Source organism: Buttiauxella noackiae, assembly GCF_000737905.1.
Lineage (GTDB): Bacteria > Pseudomonadota > Gammaproteobacteria > Enterobacterales > Enterobacteriaceae > Buttiauxella > Buttiauxella noackiae.
This window is the reverse complement of record NZ_JPRU01000001.1, coordinates 25,715-47,707: the sequence shown is the minus strand read 5'-3', so window position 1 is coordinate 47,707 and position 21,993 is coordinate 25,715. Positions and strand designations below refer to the sequence as shown.

Annotated in this window: 21 protein-coding genes; 3 read left to right on the top strand and 18 right to left on the bottom strand. The window is 49.3% G+C overall.

All coding sequences use genetic code 11. From position 1 onward, the window contains the following. The 3 genes from IX31_RS00165 to IX31_RS00155 all read right to left on the bottom strand — a co-directional run bounded on the left by IX31_RS00165 (position 1) and on the right by IX31_RS00155 (position 3,596). Positions 1–1,287, bottom strand: coding sequence for an outer membrane beta-barrel protein (locus IX31_RS00165; RefSeq protein ID WP_034455040.1), 1,287 nt, complete (start codon positions 1,285–1,287; stop codon positions 1–3). Beyond that, positions 1,277–2,692 (bottom strand): undecaprenyl-phosphate glucose phosphotransferase, encoded by a 1,416-nt coding sequence (locus IX31_RS00160; protein WP_034455039.1) that lies wholly within the window; start codon positions 2,690–2,692, stop codon positions 1,277–1,279. Before IX31_RS00160 ends, IX31_RS00165 begins: the two co-directional genes overlap by 11 nt. A gap of 319 nt (positions 2,693–3,011) precedes the next feature. Continuing rightward, positions 3,012–3,596, bottom strand: a complete 585-nt coding sequence (locus IX31_RS00155) for a UPF0149 family protein (protein WP_072009395.1) — start codon at positions 3,594–3,596, stop codon at positions 3,012–3,014. A gap of 850 nt (positions 3,597–4,446) precedes the next feature. On the opposite strand from IX31_RS00155, the gene IX31_RS00150 reads away from it, so the two are divergent. Next, complete coding sequence (locus IX31_RS00150) at positions 4,447–6,672, top strand: sensor domain-containing phosphodiesterase (RefSeq protein WP_051880445.1); 2,226 nt, start codon at positions 4,447–4,449, stop codon at positions 6,670–6,672. Positions 6,673–7,214: 542 nt separating this feature from the next. On the opposite strand, the gene IX31_RS00145 is transcribed toward IX31_RS00150, so the two are convergent. Next, complete coding sequence (locus IX31_RS00145; RefSeq protein ID WP_034455038.1) at positions 7,215–8,219, bottom strand: IS110 family RNA-guided transposase; 1,005 nt, start codon at positions 8,217–8,219, stop codon at positions 7,215–7,217. Positions 8,220–8,332: 113 nt separating this feature from the next. Next, a complete protein-coding gene (locus tag IX31_RS00140) occupies positions 8,333–10,111 on the bottom strand; it encodes a sodium:solute symporter family protein (RefSeq protein WP_034455037.1) in 1,779 nt (592 codons plus the stop codon). Between the two features lie 535 nt (positions 10,112–10,646). Here IX31_RS00140 and yjdP point away from each other — a divergent pair. Both yjdP and IX31_RS00130 read left to right on the top strand, forming a co-directional pair. After that, positions 10,647–10,988 (top strand): DDRRRQL repeat protein YjdP, encoded by a 342-nt coding sequence (gene yjdP, locus IX31_RS00135; RefSeq protein WP_034455036.1) that lies wholly within the window; start codon positions 10,647–10,649, stop codon positions 10,986–10,988. Positions 10,989–11,224: 236 nt separating this feature from the next. Then, on the top strand, positions 11,225–11,836 hold the full coding sequence (locus tag IX31_RS00130; protein ID WP_034455035.1) for a hypothetical protein: 612 nt from the start codon (positions 11,225–11,227) through the stop codon (positions 11,834–11,836). On the opposite strand, the gene phnP is transcribed toward IX31_RS00130, so the two are convergent. From phnP to phnD, 13 genes are all read right to left on the bottom strand, one after another. After that, positions 11,820–12,578, bottom strand: coding sequence for a phosphonate metabolism protein PhnP (gene phnP, locus IX31_RS00125; RefSeq protein ID WP_034455034.1), 759 nt, complete (start codon positions 12,576–12,578; stop codon positions 11,820–11,822). The two genes, IX31_RS00130 and phnP, sit on opposite strands and share 17 nt — an antisense overlap. Continuing rightward, complete coding sequence (phnO, locus tag IX31_RS00120) at positions 12,556–13,014, bottom strand: aminoalkylphosphonate N-acetyltransferase (protein WP_034455033.1); 459 nt, start codon at positions 13,012–13,014, stop codon at positions 12,556–12,558. Before phnO ends, phnP begins: the two co-directional genes overlap by 23 nt. A gap of 105 nt (positions 13,015–13,119) precedes the next feature. Further along, complete coding sequence (phnN, locus tag IX31_RS00115; RefSeq protein ID WP_034455032.1) at positions 13,120–13,653, bottom strand: ribose 1,5-bisphosphokinase; 534 nt, start codon at positions 13,651–13,653, stop codon at positions 13,120–13,122. Continuing rightward, the gene (gene phnM / locus IX31_RS00110; protein ID WP_034455031.1) at positions 13,653–14,789 is read right to left on the bottom strand and encodes an alpha-D-ribose 1-methylphosphonate 5-triphosphate diphosphatase; all 1,137 of its coding nucleotides are present in this window, start codon (positions 14,787–14,789) and stop codon (positions 13,653–13,655) included. The genes phnN and phnM overlap by 1 nt, the downstream gene beginning before the upstream one ends. Further along, positions 14,779–15,480, bottom strand: a complete 702-nt coding sequence (gene phnL / locus IX31_RS00105; RefSeq protein WP_034455030.1) for a phosphonate C-P lyase system protein PhnL — start codon at positions 15,478–15,480, stop codon at positions 14,779–14,781. Before phnL ends, phnM begins: the two co-directional genes overlap by 11 nt. Positions 15,481–15,610: 130 nt before the next feature. After that, positions 15,611–16,369, bottom strand: a complete 759-nt coding sequence (gene phnK, locus IX31_RS00100) for a phosphonate C-P lyase system protein PhnK (RefSeq protein WP_034455029.1) — start codon at positions 16,367–16,369, stop codon at positions 15,611–15,613. Beyond that, complete coding sequence (locus IX31_RS00095) at positions 16,366–17,214, bottom strand: alpha-D-ribose 1-methylphosphonate 5-phosphate C-P-lyase PhnJ (protein WP_034455028.1); 849 nt, start codon at positions 17,212–17,214, stop codon at positions 16,366–16,368. Before IX31_RS00095 ends, phnK begins: the two co-directional genes overlap by 4 nt. After that, positions 17,207–18,271: a carbon-phosphorus lyase complex subunit gene (locus tag IX31_RS00090; protein ID WP_034455027.1), complete on the bottom strand. Its 1,065-nt coding sequence runs from the start codon at positions 18,269–18,271 to the stop codon at positions 17,207–17,209. Before IX31_RS00090 ends, IX31_RS00095 begins: the two co-directional genes overlap by 8 nt. Then, positions 18,271–18,855, bottom strand: a complete 585-nt coding sequence (gene phnH / locus IX31_RS00085) for a phosphonate C-P lyase system protein PhnH (protein ID WP_034455026.1) — start codon at positions 18,853–18,855, stop codon at positions 18,271–18,273. The genes IX31_RS00090 and phnH overlap by 1 nt, the downstream gene beginning before the upstream one ends. Next, a complete protein-coding gene (gene phnG, locus IX31_RS00080; protein ID WP_034455025.1) occupies positions 18,852–19,313 on the bottom strand; it encodes a phosphonate C-P lyase system protein PhnG in 462 nt (153 codons plus the stop codon). Before phnG ends, phnH begins: the two co-directional genes overlap by 4 nt. Next, positions 19,314–20,039, bottom strand: coding sequence for a phosphonate metabolism transcriptional regulator PhnF (gene phnF, locus IX31_RS00075; protein ID WP_034455024.1), 726 nt, complete (start codon positions 20,037–20,039; stop codon positions 19,314–19,316). Between the two features lie 16 nt (positions 20,040–20,055). Next, on the bottom strand, positions 20,056–20,838 hold the full coding sequence (phnE, locus tag IX31_RS00070) for a phosphonate ABC transporter, permease protein PhnE (RefSeq protein ID WP_034455023.1): 783 nt from the start codon (positions 20,836–20,838) through the stop codon (positions 20,056–20,058). Between the two features lie 118 nt (positions 20,839–20,956). After that, the gene (gene phnD, locus IX31_RS00065) at positions 20,957–21,973 is read right to left on the bottom strand and encodes a phosphonate ABC transporter substrate-binding protein (protein WP_034455022.1); all 1,017 of its coding nucleotides are present in this window, start codon (positions 21,971–21,973) and stop codon (positions 20,957–20,959) included. Positions 21,974–21,993 lie beyond the last annotated feature (20 nt).

Genomic DNA, 21,993 nt, shown 5'->3' with positions numbered 1-21,993 from the left:
TTAAATCTGCACCTTAGCTGTAAACATAATCAGCGAATTGTCATAACCCAACGTTCTCAAGACTTCTCTGTCGTCGTTAGGTCCGATATAAAACGAATCGGTCTCTTTGTTCGAATTTAACGTATCTATTTGATATTTCAGCTCAAAATTAACAGAAGGCCTGAAGTCATAACTCATGGTGAAGGTGAATACACCCTCTTTGTCATTTCTGTCCTTATCTTGCTTCTTATAGTCTTCCGTGGTGTACGAGTAATCTAACAATGTGGAAAAACGGTCATTGAACCAAAAATGTTGATACGAGATCCCATACTGTGAAACCAAAATATATCCCCCCACTTCTGAAGGGTCTTTAATGCGTTGTGAGGTATGTGCGGTAAAAATAGATTGTTTGAGTGGTTTCCACTCGCCCTTAATATCCCAGTTTAGCCCATTAAAATCCTGCGAGTTGGGATTGTTCTCAAATGTTTTATACAACCATGCCAGGTTCATATCGATGTTAGTTTTACCAGTAACCTGTGATTTTATCCCATACAGAAAATAATATTCGTTACTGTCTTTTTCTGAAGCATGATCATAATGGATTTGGTTGGTAATAAAGCTATAACGGAATCGTGTTTGTGGTGTGTACTGGTCAAAAATTTCAGCAACGAGGCTGTTTTGATGCCATTCCTGCTGCTGAATATAGTTATAAAAATCATTGTCAGTATTCTGCACATCCTGCGTATTACCGAAACGAAGTTTTTTATAAATCAACGCAACTTCTGCTTTCCCCCGCCCTTCAGGAGCACCGTAACTATAACGCAGTTCACTGTTTAATAAGTTGGTACTTAACGGAGAATTGACATCAAACTCTTGAAATTGTTCGGGTATAAACCCTTCGGTTATGCCACGCCCACGGTCTTCATGTCCAAGAGCATCTTCAACATTTAACATGAGGCCATGCTTTAACCCATAACGCCACGCGCCATTAAAACGAAAGAAATGGTCGTTGTAATTATCAGTTGTATCATTGTTATAATTGCGATAATCACCTGAGTACATTAATAAATATTTATCCTGATACCGCTGGCCAGTTAAACTCACCTCAGGTGTAACACTGATAAAGTTTGAACCAATAGCATCACTTTTATGTGGCTGATAAGTCACATTATCTTCATAACCATAATTCACACCGACGTTGCTTTGAAAATCGATACCCGCAATGCCGATATGTGATTTCGGTGTTAAGTCTGCTATGGCTGGCGTCGATAAAACCATGCCGGCCATAATAAAATATTTAATATGCATTTTTGCCGACAAATCCTTTGAAAATAGTCTTTATAATAATTTTAATATCTAGCCATAACGACCAGTTCTGGATGTATTCGATATCGTACTCGACACGCTTTTCCATTTTATAAAGTGCATCAATTTCACCACGATAACCGTTAATTTGTGCTAATCCTGTGATCCCAGGCTTAACTTTATGGCGAATCATGTAGTTTTCGACTTGCTTACGATATTGCTCATTATGCGTGACGGCATGCGGCCTTGGGCCAACAATCGACATACTGCCCTGCAATACATTAAAAAACTGCGGTAGTTCATCAAGAGACGTACGGCGTAAAAATGCCCCAAAACGAGTGACACGTGGGTCGTCTTTTGTGGCTTGTATCACCGTATCAGAATTTTCCATCACATGCATAGTACGGAACTTCCAGACTTTAATTTTTTGCCCGCTCAAACCGTACCTGTCTTGCTTGAAAAATATAGGCCCGCGTGAGGTTAGTTTTATTCCAATACTAATTAATAATAACAGCGAGGAAATCAGTACCATAATAATGCTGCCAAGCACTAAATCTTCGGCTCGCTTTACAAAAGAACCAAATCCTTCAAACGGAGAACTGAGGATGCTGATCGTTTGCAAGTTATCGATAGAGCGCAACTGCGACATGTGAGTACTATAGGAGTTAAAATCGGGAACAATATAAGTATTAACCGTGGTATCTGACATCATCGCCAAAAAGTGACGTATTCTTTCAAGAGCCACTAGTGGTAATGCGATATAGATCTCATCAACTCTTCCCGCTTTGGCCTCTTCGACAAGACCACTTACCGATCCCTTAAAAGGGCTATTAATTTGGCTTATTAGTGCGCTGAACCTTGAAACATCACGTTCATCGTAAAAAGCCAAATCCAATTTCATATCCGAGTATTCTTTAACAAGTGCATCTTCTGCTGCCAGACCATTTTCTGTAACGCCCACAATTGCTACATGTATATTCTTCTTAGCTGAGTACTTAAGAACAATCAAATGGATTAAATAGAGTAAAAACAGAGGTATGGCATACCATAAGAGTGTTGCAGGGAAAAAACTATTTTCAAAAATGCTTAGATAGCCTAAAGATTGCAATCCACCGGCTAAAATCCTGACGAACTCAACAAAAGCAATAGTTAAAAATGAGCACAGGATCAATCTTAGTTGACCTCGTATGCTCCATTTCTTAGGTTTATGTAGATAAAGCTCAGTGTACTCGCCAAATAGTAAAAAAGAGGTAGAAAAAAGAAAACTGAGCATCAAAACAGTACTTGCTGATTCGATGGCTAATAGAAATGCGCTCAATATTAATATCGAGTTTATAAAGATAAAATCAGCAAATTTAATAAATACTGGATACCCTCCATGGGTAAATTTCAAAGAATTTCTCGGCATAAGTAGACTCGTTATTCATTGAATTATCGTTTCTGAATTTTTCTTTCCCGATCTAATTATATCATAGATGTAAAAAATGCGAGCAACTTGTTAGAAAATGTAAAGTTAGATGTTAGGCTCCCGAATTGACTTAAGTACTATCCGCGGATGACATAGATATTTGTTTTAATAGCATTTATTGTGGAGCATAGAAGTATATATTGCGATTTAGGCTATTTTTCACAGATGAGAATCAATTGAGGTTATAAGCATTTTGCAGCAGCCAGACAGCACACTGAATGCTGCCTGGTTTTTAGAAGAAAGATTTTGTGGCGTGTAATTAATGTAAAACTTCCGACCCAGCCTCACGCTTTTCTTGCCAGTAACGATACAGTTGTAACGCAGCAGGACCAATTGCTGCCTGGCTGGCTTCATATTCTTGCTCAGTCATTTGCTCAAGCTTTGCAATGTGCGCTTCATCACCATGTAGTGCTATCGTTTCCAGCACAGTTTCCAGTTGTTCTGGCAATGCTTCCCAATTACTCAGTTCTACACCACGCATATAGCCAAAACACCACTCTTCTACAATGGTGTATTCCTTACCATCAATTTCACGTAAACCAAATAGCGGCTCGAACTGATCCGGAGCATGACACAGGCGCTCCGCAATATCGTTCATATGTTGGCATGCGAGATTGTTAAAGTGTTGCTGCTCCTTTTCACTTTCCCAATGAGGCAGTTGTGATTCACCGTCCCAAAGTGCAGTTTGCCACTGCGAGAGTTGAATCGTTCCAGGGGCAGAAAGAATAGCAGTGAGCATTCCATCCAACTCGGACACATCCAGCACGGAATCATCGTTACCGTACTGAGTGAGTGTATCATCCAGCCATTCCAATTCTTCTTCGTTTAGTGGCCCTTGATTCATACTTCGTTCTCCAGAAGTTGTGCGATTTTTAAGTCAATGTTGATGCAAAGACCCATACGATTGATTTCAGCGCGTAGTATGCCGTGATATTCATCCAGGAATGAAAGATTTGTCAGCGTGGGTTCATAAAAACCGTTCATCCAGAGAACAAAACCACCAAAAGGCATCTGACGAAAATGCTCATCATTGATTTGATTATCAAATTACCATGATGCTCAAGGTGGCATTTTTCACCCACCTACGCTGAATTGTGCTGGACTGGATAGTCATTGAGAACTGTGAGCACAGCGAAGGCACCATTTTTCTACTGCCTTCATACTTTTTACTAGCCTTCGCGATCACATAAATATCAGCAACGTAAATCGGACACTATGAGGACGTCATTAAAGAAATAAGCTTTGAGTATAAAACAGTTAAACCAGGAAAAATGATAAAGTCCTGATAGATTCGGATCACTTATTAAATCTCCGTTTACACGTGCTTGTATCACTCAGGAATCCAAAGTTCCGAAACCATTAAATCACATAGATTTAACAAATACATTTTTGATAGTTTTTGGCTATTATTTTTTGGATTGGCAGCCTTAAAAATCTATTAAACAATCTATTTATATTGATTCGTTGATCATTTTGAACGATCATTTATGTAATACAGGAATGTCTCTTTCATCTGTTTTGGTGGCTGATTATGGTTGTTTTATCAATCCAATTCAGAACCAATGTTTTCACGGCTATCACGCCTTACAGTAGCAGTAAAGAAATATTCTGAAATTTCGAGCATATTTAATGTGTAATTTTACACATTAAATATATCCATCTATAAAAACAAACATATTAAGCAGAGAAAAAGCATGATATTGGCAGAAGCCAAAGATGATATTTTACTAAAAAGAATGATGGGCCCTTTTTGCATCACCGTGGCATTTTTCTTCTTTCAGTTTCTGGCTGAGTCTCTTACCGCTCAGGAACATATAGCAGATGCAACAATCCGGTTTTATGACCTTACACTACCGCTGATTTCTGCTTTGCTGGTGTTATACAGAAAGAAGGCGCTTCCTATCCTGGGAGTGTTTTTCCTTTACTCGATTTCCTGTCATCCGTTATCAGCGAAGCTAACTCTCACATCCCAGCTCATGGCTGCACTGATCAGTCAGTTACTCTATTACTGGAACACAGGAAAACGTGGCGCGGTCAGTTTTGGGCGAAGCCAGTTAACCCCGCGGCGTATTGGCTGGCTTGTCTGCTGTAACTCTCTTTTATATGTGATATTTCATCACTGGCTTCAGGCTAATTTTGCTCCAGAATCAGCCACTGAAATTTTTACGGTACAGACACTGATTAATCTGCAGTGGATGATGAACTCGTGTATTACAGGTATTCCCTTTTGTTATCTTTTACTACGGGTCTGCCATAAACCTGCATGGGGTCTTCAGTACTTAAGGCACGTAAAGGCATCCGTAAAATCAGGACCATCCATTTTATATCAGGCAATTTGGTGGTTTTTACTGCTCATTATTATGTATTGTCTGATTTCAAATAATATAAATACGTTGCTCTTTACAGACTATTCATTGCTGTGGTTATTACCGGTAATGTTATGGGGAACAGTACGTATTGGGCATGCGTTGGTGGCTCCTGTATGGGTAATTATACTTGCCTTGCTGGGGAATTATATTGATGGGTATATTTCAATAGCAAATACTCTTACAAATGCCAACCATCTGCATAGTCTAATTATATCATCTACAACAATTTTTATTTTCTCGCTGACAATTGTTGCGACAGGAGTGATATCTGCGCATAACCGAAAATATTCCCAACATGTCAGCAGACTATACCGCTCCGAGCCAAACACCGGGCTTCTGAATTTTCAGGCTCTGAGTATGGATATAGATAAGCACTCAGCTGAAGCATTATGCCTGATTCGTTGCCCCGAACTAAATGAGCTGGAGCAGACTTATGGCGTTGAATTTCGTTTTGAATTTGTTAAAGCGTTAAGTTCGTACATAACAGGTTTACTACCATGCTGTGACCAGGTTTATTACAGCCCTGGCCACGGTATCATTCTCAGGCTGAACACTCTTCCGGACGTACCGGTATTTTACCGTTCACTACGAGTTTTCCGTTTTCAGTGGAAAACATCTATCCTGGGGCTCAATTGCGGGGTCGCGTATACTAGTGATAAACGAATCATCCGCAACTTATCAGAAGCAATAAAACAGTTAAATATAAACAGTTATATTTCCTTACTGCATGGAAGACCATTGTCACTGAGCCCGACAGTTCCGGGAGATAACATCGTTGAATCAGGGGTGATACGCGATGTTCTGCAACAAGCTATCGATAGACAATCGTTGATGCTCATGGCGCAACCAATTGTCTCTACGGTGCTGTCCGCACAACCCGTCATCTCTGTTCGGGGCAAAATTCACTACCATGAGATCCTTATTCGTCTCAAAACAGCAGATGACAAATTAATTTTCCCTGATACATTCCTTCCCTTGGCCCGCAAAGGTGGCCTGCTGCCTGCACTGGACATCACGGTAATTGAACAGACATTCCGTTTTATGCAGAGCCGGAAAACCTCAGACCCTGATTGCTATTTTTCAATAAACCTGACACCAGAGTCACTATATCAAACTGACTTTCTGGATAATGTCTCTACATTATTCAAAAAGTATAGCATAGCTCCTCACCGTATTATTTTTGAAATTATTGAATCCGAGATTCTTGATAACGATAATGCGTCAGACATCCTGAGGAGCCTGCGTAATGCAGGCAGTAAAATTGCCATTGATGATTTTGGCACTGGTTCCTCCAGTTATGACAGATTGCGTATTCTGAATGCAGACATATTAAAAATTGATGGTTCCTTTATCAAAAATATTATTGATGACCCATTCAGCTACTGTGCCGTTAAATCGTTTTGCGAAATGGCAAAATTGAAAAATATGGAAATTGTTGCGGAGTTTGTGGAAAATGAAGAAATAGCGCAATTGCTAACCGAGATGGGTATTGACTGGTTACAGGGCTACCATATAGGGAAACCTATTCCGGTAGAACAAGCAGAGCTGTAGCTTTATATTAAATTAGTTATCGCGTTTTACTCAGAAACCGCTCAACGACACGGCAGCCCAACAATCCTATAGGCTGCCGTGTTGCTTTGACGTAAAAAATCAAAGCGCGGCATGATGAAATATAGCGTGGCAGGAAGAAGACAATCCTACAGCAATCACGCAGCCCCTTCCCTATGCTTGAAGCAACGTGGCTGGTTTTACAATATCAGGCTGTAGTTTGCTGTTGATTGCAGCCTATGAACACAGGATATGAATTTCAGGCATAAAAAATCTATGGTCCCCACCGTTTTTGCAACACTGATTTTTGACTTATGGTGGCTTGCCTAAATCTATCCGGCGTCACTATGGGCATCGATGCCCGCGCCTTGATGAGTTCCGCACCTGATAAGCCTAAAAAGCCACGCGGCTTCAGAGAGCCATTTTTTATGTTAGGTTTTCATCAGGCCGATAGGCCGTTCATGTCATCAATAATCAGTCTTCGCAAAACCAGATTGGGAACTGCTTAATTAACGATTAACCTGCCAGTCAGACTGGCGTCATCGTTACCTTTCGAACACGGTCTGCCGGGTTGTGATTGCCCATGCTATCCGGGCCAGCTTGTTGGCCAGAGCACAACACACTACGCAGGAGTGTTTTCTTGCCAGTTGTGCCCTGACCCAGTCAGCCAGCTTGCCTGACTGATAATCAATTTTCTGGATAAAGACTCTGGCGCACTGGACAAGTAACCGTCGCAGATTTTTGTCTCCCCGTTTACTTATCCCTAAAAGCGTATTTTTGCCGCCCGTGCTGTACTGCCGTGGTACCAGGCCGGTTGAGGCCGCAAAATCCCGGCTACAGCCATATTGTTTACCGTCGCCCAGTTGCGATGATAAAACGCTGGCAGTTATCGGCCCAACACCGGGTATTGTCTGAAGACGTTGTCCTGTTTCATCACGACTCAGCTCTTGTTCCAGCGCTGTTTCAAGCTCCGTGATCTGTTCGACAAGATAAAGATAATGAGCATGTAAGCGCATCAGCAGCTGTGCCAGATAGGGAGGAAGTTCGTTATCTGCAAGGACTGTTGAGAGCCGTTTTATCACTGCGGCTCCGATCGGCATACTGATGCCAAATTCCAGCAAAAAAGCATGCATCTGATTAGTCGTTTTGACTTTATCTCTGACCAGCGATTCCCTGACCCTGTGAAGTGCCCGCATGGCCTGTTGAGCTTCGGTTCGTGGTTGCACAAATCGCATGGAGGGACGGGATGCCGCCTCGCATATGGCTTCTGCATCGACAAAATCGTTCTTGTTGCTCTTAACAAAAGGGCGAACGAACTGCGGAGAAATCAATTTTGCTTCATGGCCTAAATCAGCGATCCGGCGAGCCATAAAATGGGCGCCGGCGCAGGCTTCCATCACAACGGTAGCGGATGTACACCCAGCCAGAAATTCAATAAGTTTGGTGCGGGTAAATTTTTTTCGCAGTAATGCTTTGCCTGATTTATCCTGGCAGTGAACGTGGAAGGAATGTTTGCCGAGATCGATACCAATAAGCGTAACGTTTTGCATGATGGCCTTCTCCAGAAAGAAAAACACCCTGCCAGCGTACCGCTCACAGGGTGGTGGGGACCATCTCATTAGCCACCGCAAACTTCGGTGGCTTTTTAGCTCAGGGAATAATGTTACCGATTATTTTGCGTTGCTGGCCTGAACACCACCGCTGTGCGGTCGATCTTCGCACTGCGTTTTAACGCATACCCGACAATAAACACCGCCGCTGCACAGGACAGGAATAGTAACCGGCCCCACATTGGGTTTGGAATAAACACCATTGCAGACAAGCCAATTGCCATGTAGATGGTCAGGTCGCCCAGCTTGTTACGTTGCATACGGTCAACGATGTCTTGCGCGTCATCTTCAACACACTCGGTTTCAACATCTTTAAAGAATGCATTGGCCGCTTCGACGTTTGTGTCTGTTTGCGGCTTATAGAAGAGCGCGCTCAGGCAGAAGAAGCCACCGGTCAGCACCAGGTGTGCAACGATTGGAATGATAGTTTTCAGTTCGCTAATTTCGCGGCCAGTCAATTTCTCAACACCGAACCAGGACATGACATACTGTGGCGTGAACACATCAACAACCATCCAGGAGACGCCCAGGCCGAATACTACGGTTGCCCACGGTGCCCATGAAGGTGTTTTGCGAATCAGCATACCGAAGAACAGTGGAACCAGAATCGGTGATTGCAGCAGTGTGGCTACCTGCATCATCAGGTCGAACAGGCTGAGGTGCTTGAGCGAGTTAAAGAACTGCGCCATGAAGATAACCAGCAAGCCGTTAACCAGGCAGGCGATTTGACCCGCACGCAGCTGTTCTTTATCTGTTGCTTTGCCTTTACGCACAATCGTTGCGTAGAAGCTACGTACGAAGATACCGGAGTTACGGTTCAGTGCGGAGTCCATTGAAGACATGGTTGCCGCAAACAGACCCGCCATCAGCAGCCCTACAGTACCCAGCGGCATTGCTTCACGAGCGAACACCAGGTAAACCGCATCACGTGCTTTCGCGCCCAGCTCTGGATATTGCGCGCCGGCATTCGGGTACAGAATCGCAGTTGCCCATGGTGGGATGAACCAAATCACCGCGCCAATCAGCATCATCAGCAGCGCCATCAGGGCGGCTTTGCTGGCGTTTTTGGAGTCTTTAGCATTCAGGAAACGGTAGGATTCCTGCATGTTGTTGATACTTTGCAACTGCTTCACGATGAAGAACAGGAAGGTGCCGACCATCAGTAACGGGTAGTTCATATCCGGGCCAGTAAAGAAGCCGGATGGGAACTCAGTCACGATGTTTGCCGGGCCACCGACTGCCCACAAGGCAACCACGGCGCAAGCGACGGAAATAACTGCGATAACCAGCGTCTGAATAAAGTCGGACGCTACCACGCCCCAGGCGCCACTCAGCATGGATATGGCCAGAACCGCAAGGCCGGTAATCCAGATAGTGCTGATGATGTCAGCGTTAAATACAGCGGAGGCGAACACGCCAAGGCCATTTAGCCATACACCGGCGTTAATCACGCTAAGTGGGATAATAACCCAGGTAAAGAACTGCTCGTTGACCGGGCCAAAACGGCGACGTACCGCTTCAGTTGGCGTATCAACACGCATTTGGCGGAAGCGACGCGCGAAGTAAGCCCACGCCAGAAGATAGGCAAACATGTTGCCGATAAATACAGCCAGTACTGCGAAGCCATCGGTAAAGGCTTTACCTGCCGCACCGGTGAACGTCCAGGCTGAGAACTGCGTCATAAACGCGGTCGCCCCAACCATCCACCACAACATCTTGCCGCCTCCGCGGAAGTAGTCGCTGGTACTGTTGCTGGCCATTTTTTTAAATAGCAGACTAATGGCTACCATTAATAAGAAATAACCCGCTATTACTATGTAGTCGTAAGACATATGAGTGCCCCATGTCCGTATGAGTTAAACCCTTTATCTTTCAAGCAGCATCTTTGTTGGCTGTTTTCACTCGTCTGAATGACTTACCTGAGTAAGCTCATCGGGATTCATTCCATTGCCGCCGCGATGTAACTCTAATTCTTTAGGGTTAGTTAGAATTGGAAAGATTAAAACATACCAATCATATAAGTTGAAATAACGTTTTATTTTTTATTTAAAATAACCGATGACGATCATGTTTTTTAATTTCATTATCTTGAAGTTGCGGTTTTTCCGAACGAATAAGAATGATCTTGTTTGTTTTTTAAGCTAAATCAATATGATTTCCTTAAAATAAAACAAATGCACAGGAATTTTCGAATTGTTTGCCAGGCAAAGGTGAGTAGTGCAAAGGCGTTAATTTCATCGGTGTTGATTTGTTTAATATAAAGCTTATTTGTTAATTATGTGTGGCATGAAAATTGAGAATTCTCCTCTATTGAAAAAGAGGCGTTTTTCTTATCTTCCAGAGACTCAAATTTCATGAGATGGGCTTATGAATCGACTCTCCACCGTGCTACTGCTCGGCACCCTGACCATGACAACCATTGCCCACGCAGATGCGTTGGATGGTCTGTTTGATAACTCCATTGTGGGGTCTATTTCGCAGGCGATTAACGACGCCTACAATCCGAATAACAACCGTAATGACGACAATGACGACCGCCGTTGGGATGAAAGCCAGCGCCGAAATGATGACGATCGCCGCCAGTACGAAGACCGGCGCCGTCAGCTCGAAGACCGTCGACGCCAGCTTGACGACCAACAGCGTCAGTTGGATCAACAGCGTCGCCAGCTTGAAGATGACGAGCGCCGGTTGGATGATGATTTTCGGTAAATTTTGAAAATCGTCGAGTGATAAAAAGCGCATTAAATTTGCGTTTCACGAGTTGTCTCCTGAAAACTAAAAGCAAACAAAAATGTGGTGAAACCTTATTCACTTAGTGTGTTAATTTTCTTTCCAGGCTTAGTTTTTGCTACTACAAGTCCCCGTAATATCGGGGGAAATGTGGTTTTTTTAAGCTGGCTTTAAAGGGAGAAACAAGCATACTTGGGATAAGGATTTCACAGCTGATGGCACCGAGATTGATAAGCGACGCGGATTTCAACAGAAAGCTCAACGCCCCGGATCGTAACCGGGAACACACCCGGGCGTTCCTCGCCAAAGGGGTTAAACCTTTTAGCTTACCCGGCTACATTCCTCCGGCGGGATACCGTCTGGTGATGTCGCCAGACGGTAAACAATACCGCCTGCTAAAAGACGATATCACCGCCTACGCGGTAAAAATTGTTACCGGGAAATTTGTGGTGCCAGGCAAACAGCACTGTACGCAGGTCATGGTATGGCGCACGTTTATTGCTGAGCACCAGGCTGCGTTAAACGGATTAGCAAAACTGATCTTTGCCTGGTTATTGGAAATGTATGAGATTGTTGTTTCTGATAATGAGCAAACCGCTGATGGTCGTCGTTTTTGGGAATACCGCATTTCCGAAGCCATTGCCGATCCTGAATACGAAGTCATGATTTGGGATGGCACAAAAGAAGATAACGAATTACAACGCATTACGAGTGAAACTGAGTTCGTCAGCAAATGGTCACCGTACGCCTGGGGAACCGATCCTGAAATTCATCAGCATCGACTGTTAGTGATCAGCAAGATTAAATCGGCTAATCCACCCGAATAACCATCCCATCAAATCCAGCCTCAAATCCTGCGGGTAACGCATTCTCCATCAACCAACAATCGAACTGGTGGCTGATATGGGTGAGGACAACGCGCGGGCAGCCAATCTGTTTATTAAGCTCAATAACGGTATTTAAATCGCAATGGTTTTTGGGCGTATCGGCGCGCGGTTCATGGCTACAATCAATCACGATGACATCAGGCTTATTGTTCGCTAGAAACTTCAGCGTTTTCTCTGGCAGGCCCGCGGTATCGCTTAACCACGCCACGCGGCTGTGCGGCGTTTCAAACAAATAACCGAGCGTTAGTTTTGAATGGTTGAGCGGCAGGGGAGTTACGCGCAGCGCTTGCAGAGTAAACCAGACGAATGGCTCAAGAGTGTGGCTAAAATCGAGAATCCCTGGGTGCTTAAATAAATCATCACAGCCTTGTTCATCAGCGGGGCCGTACACTGGGATTTTTTCGCCTACGCCCCAGCGCAATGGGAACAATCCCTGCACGTGGTCCATATGGTAATGGGTCAGCAAAAATTGTTGGAATTCCCCAGGCTGCCAATGATCCATTAAGTCGGGAATACCCGCATCCAGTAGCGTCACCGCATCGTTAAACTTCACCACCGCGCTACAGGGTTTACGGCGGTGTTGCGGATGACTACGCGCACGCTCGCAGGCAGCACAAAAACAGCCGAACGCCGGAACAAGTTGTGCGCCGCCGGTTCCGCTAAGGGTTAGCGTCAGAGTCACTGTTTGTCTCCATCGGTTTGGTGAAACGAAAATGGGTCTGCTGATAACCCTCACGCTCATAAAAACGGTGGGCGTCATATCGTTTGGTGCTGGTGGAAAGCTCGGTTAATTCAGCGCCAGCGAGCCGGGCGTACTCTTCGGCCCAGCCCAGCAACTTGCTGCCCACACCAAAACCACGCGCTTGCGGCATGACCACCAGTTCCTGAATTTCACCTACCCAATTCACATGGTGCAGATGAAACTGCATATGCAAACCAATCATGCCCACCACCTCGCCGTTTAGTTCGGCGAGTTGATAGCATAAGTTGTTGTCCTGAAGGTTTGCCGCAAATCCAACGTTAAACGCCTGGCGATTAAATTCCGCCTGCTTTAATTCGCAAATCAGAGCGTAGACGGCATCGGTATCGGCAAGCGTGGCGGGGCGAAATTCCAACATGGCGCGTTTCCTTGTGAATTTGGTGGATGACGCTGTCGCTTATCCACCCTACAAAACCCGAGACACAGGTCGGATAAGCGTAGCGTCATCCGGCATTAAAGCAGCTCAGTAGATCAAATGTATAAACGACGAAACAGACTCATCCAGACTACCGTCGTTATTGAGTATCATGCAATTGTCCAAATCCGGGGCATACAAAGCTGCACGTTGCAGGCGTTGTTCAATCTGCTGCGCGGTTTCGCGCCCGCGAGCTTCCAGGCGCTTACGCAAAACGTCCGTTGAAACGTGCAGACAAATCGGCACCAGCGCTTCGGCGTAACGCGCCTGCGCCTGTGCCAGATGCTGACGCGAGCCGTTCACCACCACGTCGAGCCCCGAATCGAGCCAGATATCCAGCTCAATGCCTACACCATAACTCTGGCGATGAGCCTGCCAGCACAGGGCGAATAGCCCCTGTTTCTGACGCTGAGCGAACTCCTTTTCACTCAAAGCGATATGGTTTTCACACCCGGCGTCGGCGGCGCGGGTGATGTAACGGTGCGCCACCAGTAGTTGATTATTCTCCTGCTGACGGAGCGCCGTCAGCAGGCTGTCTTTCCCGGAACCTGACGGCCCCATCAACCAGACTATTTTGCTCATCAGAACACCCGTATTCCCTGACGCCAGACGTGGCCGACATGGACATGGTCGCCGTGAAGATGCGCCAGCACCATATCGGCACGTTTGCCTTCTGCGAGCACGCCTCGGTCATCGAGATTCAATGCTTTAGCTGGGTTGCGTGTGACCAGTGCCACCGCTTGTGGCAGGGTAAAACTGTTCGATTCGTCGTGCGCCACGCGGAACGCGGCATCCAGCAAACTTGCCGGGTAATAGTCGGATGAGAGAATATCCAGCAGGCCAGCTTGTGCGAGCTCATGTGCCGCCACATTGCCGGAATGCGAGCCGCCGCGCACGATATTCGGCGCGCCCATTAGCACGCTTAAACCATGCTGGCGTGAGGCTTGTGCGGCTTCAAGCGTGGTTGGGAATTCAGCGATTACGCTACCCAGATCGTGGGATTCCACCACGTGGGCGCTGGTTGCGTCGTCGTGGCTGGCGAGGGCGATATTGCGTGCGCGGCATTCAGCGGCAATCGCCAGGCGATTGGGCTGTGACCAACGCTCAGCCAGCGCAAGTTGCTCCGCCTCGTAGCTGTTCATCTGCGCATCACTGAGCGAATATTTTCCCTGGTAATATTCACGATACTTCACCAGGTTGGAGAACTGGCGCTGGCCCGGTGAGTGATCCATTAATGACACCAGCGACACGCCGCTGCGTTCGATCAACTGCTGGAATAGTGGCAGCGTGGTGTGATGTGGCAGTTCGCAACGCAGATGCAGGCGATGCTCGGCGCGGTTAACACCGCGCGCCTGGCTGTCCATTACCGCATTGATCATCTTCTCGAGGTTTTCCAGGCGGTCACCGCCATCGCGCACATCGCCCAGCGCTACCGCATCCAGCACCGTAGTAATACCGCTCGCGACCATTAATGCGTCATGGCTGCTCATTGCGGAATGGGCAGGCCAGTCCACTTTCGGGCGCGGGGTAAAAAATTTGTCGAGGTTGTCGGTATGCAACTCAATAAGTCCCGGCATCAACCAGCCGCCTGCGCCATCGTGCGCCTGTGGCAACTGGCTTTGGCTGTCGGCAAAGTTGCGAATCACACCGTCGGCCACTTCCAGTGAGCCATTAACCACTTCATTTTCCAGCACCAGTTTGACGTTATTAATGATCATTTTTAGCCTCGATGGTTGCCATAGAATGCAGTCTGTCTGCAACCTGATTGCGTACCGCTTCGTCATGGAAGATACCGACGACCGCCGCGCCTCGCGCTTTCGCTTCCTGAATTAGCGCGACAACGGCAGCGCTGTTTTTCGCATCCAGCGATGCCGTTGGCTCATCGAGCAGCAGAATCGGGTAATCGACGATAAAGCCACGGGCGATATTTACGCGCTGCTGTTCGCCACCGGAAAACGTCGACGGAGCCAGGTTCCACAGGCGTTCCGGGACGTTCAGGCGAGTCAGTAACATTGACGCTTTGTCTTCACAGACCTCACGCGACACGCCTAAATCCAGCAGCGGTTGCATCACCACTTCAAGTGCTGAAATACGCGGGATAACGCGCAAAAACTGGCTTACCCAGCCGATGGTCTGGCGGCGCACCGCCAGCACGTCACGCGCGGGAGCCTGCACGATGTCCAGCCATTCGTCGTTGTGCCTGACCCAGATATGCCCTTCATCCGGCAAATAGTTGGCGTAGAGCGAGCGCAGCAAAGTGGATTTCCCACTGCCGGAATGGCCGTGCAGCACCACACATTCCCCGGATTCGACTTCCAGCGAGGCATTGGCCAGTACCGGCAAACGGATGCCGTGTTGATGGTGTAACACAAAGGTTTTGCTTAAGTTTTCAACCCGTAAGAGGGACATATTGATTCCTTAATACGTATGCCATGGCGTCGGATGGCGGCTTACGCCTTATCCGACCTACAGGTGCGTCGTTCGTAATTCGTGGTTCGTAGGTCGGATAAGCGATAGCGCCATCCGACGATGACGAAAGTCAGTTCTGCAACACCGATGACACCAGCAACTGGGTATACGGATGATGCGGGTCATCCAGCACGCGGTCGGTCAGGCCGCTTTCCACTACCTGGCCTTGTTTCATCACCAGCAGGCGGTCTGCCAGCAGGCGCGCCACGCCCAAATCGTGGGTGACAATCACCACCGCAAGATTCAGTTCGCGCACCAGGCCGCGCAGTAAATCGAGCAAGCGTGCCTGCACCGAAACATCCAGCCCGCCCGTCGGCTCATCCATAAACACCAGCTTCGGGTGCGTCACCAGGTTGCGGGCGATTTGCAGGCGCTGCTGCATACCGCCGGAAAAAGTGGTCGGCAGGTCATCGATGCGCGAGGCCGGAATTTCCACCTCTTCTAACCAGCGCTCGGCAGTGGCGCGGATGTCACCATAGTGCCGTGCACCGGTTGCCATCAAACGTTCGCCGATGTTGCCACCAGCAGAAACGTGGCGGCGCAGGCCATCCATCGCATGTTGATGCACCACGCCCCATTCGGTGCGCAGCAGGCGGCGGCGCTCGCCTTCGCTCATGCCATACAGCGACGAGTCGAGATAAACCACTTCGCCGTTTTGCGGGGCGAGGCGGGCAGAAATGGATTTCAGGAGCGTGGTTTTGCCAGAGCCAGATTCGCCGACAATACCCAGCACTTCCCCAGGATAAAGCTCGAATGACACATCGCTGAAGCCTTTGCCGGGAGCATAAAGGTGCGTCAGGTTATTGACGGAAAGTAACGGTTGAGTCATTTGGATGCGGCCTCGCTGTTCTGGCGGCAGAAATCGGTATCGGAGCAGACGAACATGCGGCTGCCGGCATCGTCGAGCACCACTTCGTCGAGGTAACTGTGGTGCGAGCCGCAAATTGCGCAAGGCTCTTCCCACTCCTGGACGGTAAACGGATGGTCTTCAAAATCGAGGCTTTCCACGCGGGTAAACGGCGGCACCGCGTAGATACGTTTTTCACGCCCGGCACCGAACAGTTGCAGCGCAGGCATCATGTCCATTTTCGGGTTGTCGAATTTCGGGATTGGCGACGGGTCCATTACGTAGCGCTCATTCACCTTCACCGGGTAGGCGTAAGTGGTGGCGATATGGCCGAAACGGGCGATGTCTTCATACAATTTCACCTGCATTACGCCGTACTCTTCCAGCGCGTGCATGGTGCGGGTTTCGGTTTCGCGCGGTTCGATAAAGCGCAGCGGCTCAGGAATCGGCACCTGATAAATCAGGATCTGATCTTCCGTCAGCGGTATTTCCGGAATGCGATGGCGGGTCTGAATAAGCGTGGCATCGGCGGTGGATTCAGTGGTCGCCACGTTCGTCACGCGCTTGAAGAAGTTGCGAATCGACACCGCGTTGGTGGTGTCGTCTGCGCCCTGATCAATCACCTTCAGCATGTCGTTTTCGCCAATCACGCTGGCGGTGATCTGGATACCGCCTGTGCCCCAGCCATATGGCATCGGCATTTCACGCCCACCAAACGGCACCTGATAACCTGGGATTGCTACCGCTTTCAGGATCGCGCGACGCAGGGTGCGTTTGGTTTGTTCATCCAGATAAGCAAAGTTGTAGCCGGAGAGTGCCTTAGTCACGATGACGTTCCTTTTGCAGACGTTTAAGCAGTTCCAGTTCGGCCTGGAAATCGACGTAGTGCGGCAGTTTCAGGTGCGAGACAAACCCGGCGGCTTCGACGTTATCGGCGTGGGCCAATACAAACTCTTCGTCCTGGGCCGGGCCTGCTACTGTTTCGTCGTAGTCCGGTGCTTGCAGGGCGCGGTCAACCAGCGCCATTGCCATCGCTTTGCGCTCGCTCATGCCAAACACCAGCCCGTAGCCACGTGTGAAGTGTGGGTCTTCATCAGCAGGTGCCACAAAGCCGTTGACCATTTCGCACTCGGTCAGCAGCAGTTCGCCGATGTTCACCGCAAATCCCAACTCTTCCGGGATGATTTCCAGATCGATATAGCCACTGCGAATTTCCCCAGCGAACGGGTGGTTGCGCCCGTAACCGCGTTGCGTGGAATAGGCGAGAGCCAGCAAATAGCCTTCGTCGCCGCGCACCAGTTGTTGCAGGCGCGAAGAGCGGGAACATGGGTAAACCGGCGGCTGGCGGGTGATGTCATCGGGCTTTTCGCCGTTATCTTCTTCCGCTTTTGCCAGCCCCTGTTTTGCCAGCAGGCTGAAAACGTGCGGCGCGGGTTCGCTGTGCTCGTCAGCGGTTTTAAGCGTTGGCGTTTCGCCATTCGCCAGCAAAGTGAAATCCAGCAGGCGGTGGGTGTAATCGTAAGTCGGGCCAAGTAACTGGCCGCCCGGCACGTCTTTATAAACCGCAGAAATACGGCGCTCGATACGCATATCGGCGGTGTTTAGCGGCTCGCTCACCGCCAGGCGTGGCAGCGTGGTGCGGTAAGCACGCAGCAGGAAAATGGCTTCAACCATGTCGCCGCTGGCCTGCTTGATGGCGAGTGCCGCCAGTTCGCGGTCGGCGATGCCGCCTTCGGTCATGACGCGATCAACGGCCAGGCCTAGCTGCTGCTCGATTTGTGCTACACCCAGTTCCGCGAGATTTTGGTCGCCACGGCGGTTGTGTTCCTGAAGTTGATGGGCGGCGGCTATCGCCTTCTCGCCCCCTTTGACGGCGACGTACATCAGCACACCTCCACATGAGTGGTGCGAGGGATCGCCAGCAGGCGCTCGCCACAGGTCAGAATCAAGTCGATACCCAATGGGAACGGGTGCGGGCGCTCGGTGAGTTCATGAATGACACAATCAGGCAGTTGTGGAGCAATCATGCGTTCTTCGCGAATCCCGGCTCCCGTTAAGCGCAACATGCGGCCGCCACTCAGGCTCGGCACTTGCAATATCAGCGTGGCGCTGGTGTCGGGTGCCACGTCTGTTCCCTGTGCCAGCGCGTTAAGCTGCCCGGCTGAAATTGCGCTGTCGGCAACGGCAAACTGCGCTTGCTCAGGTGTTGGGGAAACCGGGGCGTTGGTATGGAAACGGACGTTTTGCAAAGTCACGTCGTTGCTCAGAGCGTCACTGATCCACACAGGTGTGTCGTTATCGGCAAGGGTCAGCAGTACGCTGGTGGAGGCAATATTCAGCGGTTTCCAGCCATGTTGCAGCGAATGCAGAGCCACAATAACGCCCGGCTCGCTCATCGCTTTGAGCAGGCGGCGGAAGCTCTGTTGGGCATCCTGCACGGGCAGGTTAAAAGCGGTCATCAGGGTCATGCGTTATCTCCGCGAACCAGAGTGAAGAAGTCGACTCGGCTGCTGTTAATTTGGGTGCGACGGGCGGCCAGGCGTTGTTCGCGGTTGGCCGCCAGTGGGGCAATTAAGGTTTCCTGCAATGTCCTGAACTGAACTTGTTCCTGCATCAGCGCGTCGATTACGGCACAGCGTTCGGCGTGGGCTTTATCGCGCCCTGATATGTAGCTGTAACCGTAAGTCCCGTTGGCAAGTTGTACGACCGCACGGGTCAGCGTGGTGTCACCGGCAAAAAAACGTTGCCCGGTGGCACCCATTCGCGCCTGAATTTGCACCAGGCCGGTTTCTGGCTGGCGTATTACCTGATAGTCGGGATTGAGTTTTTGTTCTGCCCAAAGTGCTGCCAGTTCTTGAGGCAGGCTGTGGGCGAGCACGGCCATCCACTGCTGGCGCTGTGCGGTGTCAAAATGCGGTGCGTCCATTTAGTGCTCCATGGTGAATTCAATCATGTCGGCACGCGTCAGGCTGACGGAGTATTCCGCAGGCGAGGCGTCACCTTCATGGTGGTTGAGGGTGCGCACGCACAGCAGCGGAGACATATTCGGGATCTCCAGCAGGCGACTTTCTTTGGACTGTGCGCGGCGTGCGCTGATGCGTGTTTGGGTGCGTGTGAGGTTGATACCGAGTTGGGTCTGAATCACGTCGTGCAGCGAACCGCTGGTGAACTGTTGCAGGGTGGGCCACCACGCAAGTTCCGCAAAGTAATGGTCTATCAGGCACACCGCGATTCCGTTAACGCGGCGCAGTGTGCGCAGGTGAATGATGTTCTCGCCTTCGGTGACGCCGAGCGCGTCTGCCACACTATTGGAGGCCGGACGCAGTACCGCGAGTAAGCGCTCGCTGGTGGGGTGGCTTCCCTGGTCGAGCAGGTTCTGACTAAAGCGTGCTTGTGCATTTAGCGGGTAGTCGAATGGGCGCATCAGCACCAGCACACCAATTCCCTGGCGGCGTTGCACCCAGCCTTTCTCCACAAGTTGATCAATGGCGCGGCGCAGCGTGTGGCGATTCACTTCATAGCGTGCAGCCAGTTGGCTTTCGGCTGGCAGATAGTCTCCACTGCGGTAGTTTTTGCGCAGCTCCACTTCAAGCAGGGCGGCGATTTCCTGGTAACGCGTCGGGTAACTGGTCGGATGTCTGGATAAGTGCATTTTCAACAAAGCCTCGTTAAATGAAATGCTTACGTAACCGTTGCGACATAAAGTCCAGCAGACTGACTGTGACGATGATGATGACCATCAGCGCGCAGGTTTGCTGGAACTGGAATCCACGAATCGCTTCCCAAAGCGTTACGCCAATCCCGCCTGCACCTACCATGCCAACCACCGTTGCTGAACGGACGTTCGATTCAAAGCGGTAGAGCGAGTAGGAGATAAGCAGTGGCATCACTTGTGGCAGCACGCCGTAGAGAATTTCTTCAAGCTTGTTTGCGCCGGTTGCACGAATGCCTTCCACCGGGCCGGGTTCAATAGCTTCAACCGCTTCAGAAAGCAGTTTGGAAAGTACGCCAGTTGTGTGGATAAACAGCGCCAGCACACCGGCGAAGGGACCCAGACCGACTGCGACCACGAACAACATCGCGAAGACCATTTCGTTGATGGCGCGGCAGGCGTCCATCAGGCGGCGCATCGGCTGGTAAACCCACCATGGCACCAGGTTGTCGGCACACATCAGGCCACAAGGAATGGAAAGTACGATGGCAAGGGCGGTGCCCCAGACGGCGATTTGCAAAGTGATAGACATTTCGCCCAGATAGTCGCGCCACTGGCTGAAATCAGGCGGGAAGAAGTCGGCTGCAAAGGTGGCCATGTTGCCGGAATCTTTAATCAAGGTGAGCGGGGCCATTTCCGCGCCTTGCCAGGAGGCAACGAGTACCGCTAACAAAATCGCCCAGGCGAGTAGCGAGAACCAGCTACGTTTTGGTGCGGCGACTTGAATGGTTTGTTGCATGGGGTGCTCCGTTACGGATTGTGCTTTTCGTAGGGTGGATAAGCGGTAGCGTCATCCGCCAAATTGTCCGGTGACGCTGCGCTTAACCGCCCTACAAAGGCCTGGAATAATCGTGAATTTACTGAACTGCTTTATTCACGTTGCTCATGGCAGACAGTGCCGCAGTCAAACGATCCAGATCGCTAAGTTGGTTCTGCAACTCGCTGACTTTGATTGTTTTATCTTTGTCATCCATGCCTTTGTTGTCCTTCACTCCCTGCATTTGTTTAAACAGTGCCAGCTGGCGAATCGGCACCAGTTGCAGGTCGCTGGATGGACGGAACGGAGCCCAACCGAGACGAGTCAGGACCTCTTTCTCTTCCGGTGTTTTGCCGTAAGTCATAAAGAAGTCGTAGATCTTGTCTTTTGTGGTTTCAGACAGGTTTTTACGCCATGCGATTGGGTCACCTGGAATCAGTGGCGATTTCCAGATGACTTTCAGTTCTTTAAGTTTTTCAGGTGCGGACGTTTTCAGTTTTTCGAGGTTTTCGGTGTTGTTGGTTGCCACGTCGACTTGCTTGTTGGCAACGGCCAGGGCGTTGGTTTCATGGCTGGCATTCACAGAGCGTTTAAACTCACTCACCGATGCGTTGTTCTTGGCGAAAACGTAGTATCCCGGGACGAGGTAACCAGAAGTAGAGTTCGGGTCACCGTTGCCGAAAGTCAGCTCTTTGCGTTTTGCCAGCATGTCTTGCAGGTTGTTGATTGGGCTGTCTTTGTTAACGATAAGCACGCTCCAGTAACCCGGGCTGCCATCTACTGCTACCGTCTGAGCAAATACCTGACCGTTAGCGCGGTCAACTGCTTCCATGGCCGAAAGGTTGCCGTACCAGGCGATATCAACTTTGTTAAAGCGCATCCCCTGGATAATCCCTGCGTAGTCCGGAGCGAAGAAAGCATTCACTTTCATGCCCAGTTTCTTCTCCATATCCTTCAGGAACGGGTCCCACTGCGGTTTCAGGTTTTGTTGTGATTCAGTCGAGATGATGCCGAAGTTCAGGGACTTTTCTTGTTCATCCGCATGGGCGGTGCTGAACAGAGTGCTGACGCTTAGCAGGCTGGTAAAGGCGAGGGCGGCAACTTTTTTGTAGCTCATGGCTGACTGTTCCTTGAAAG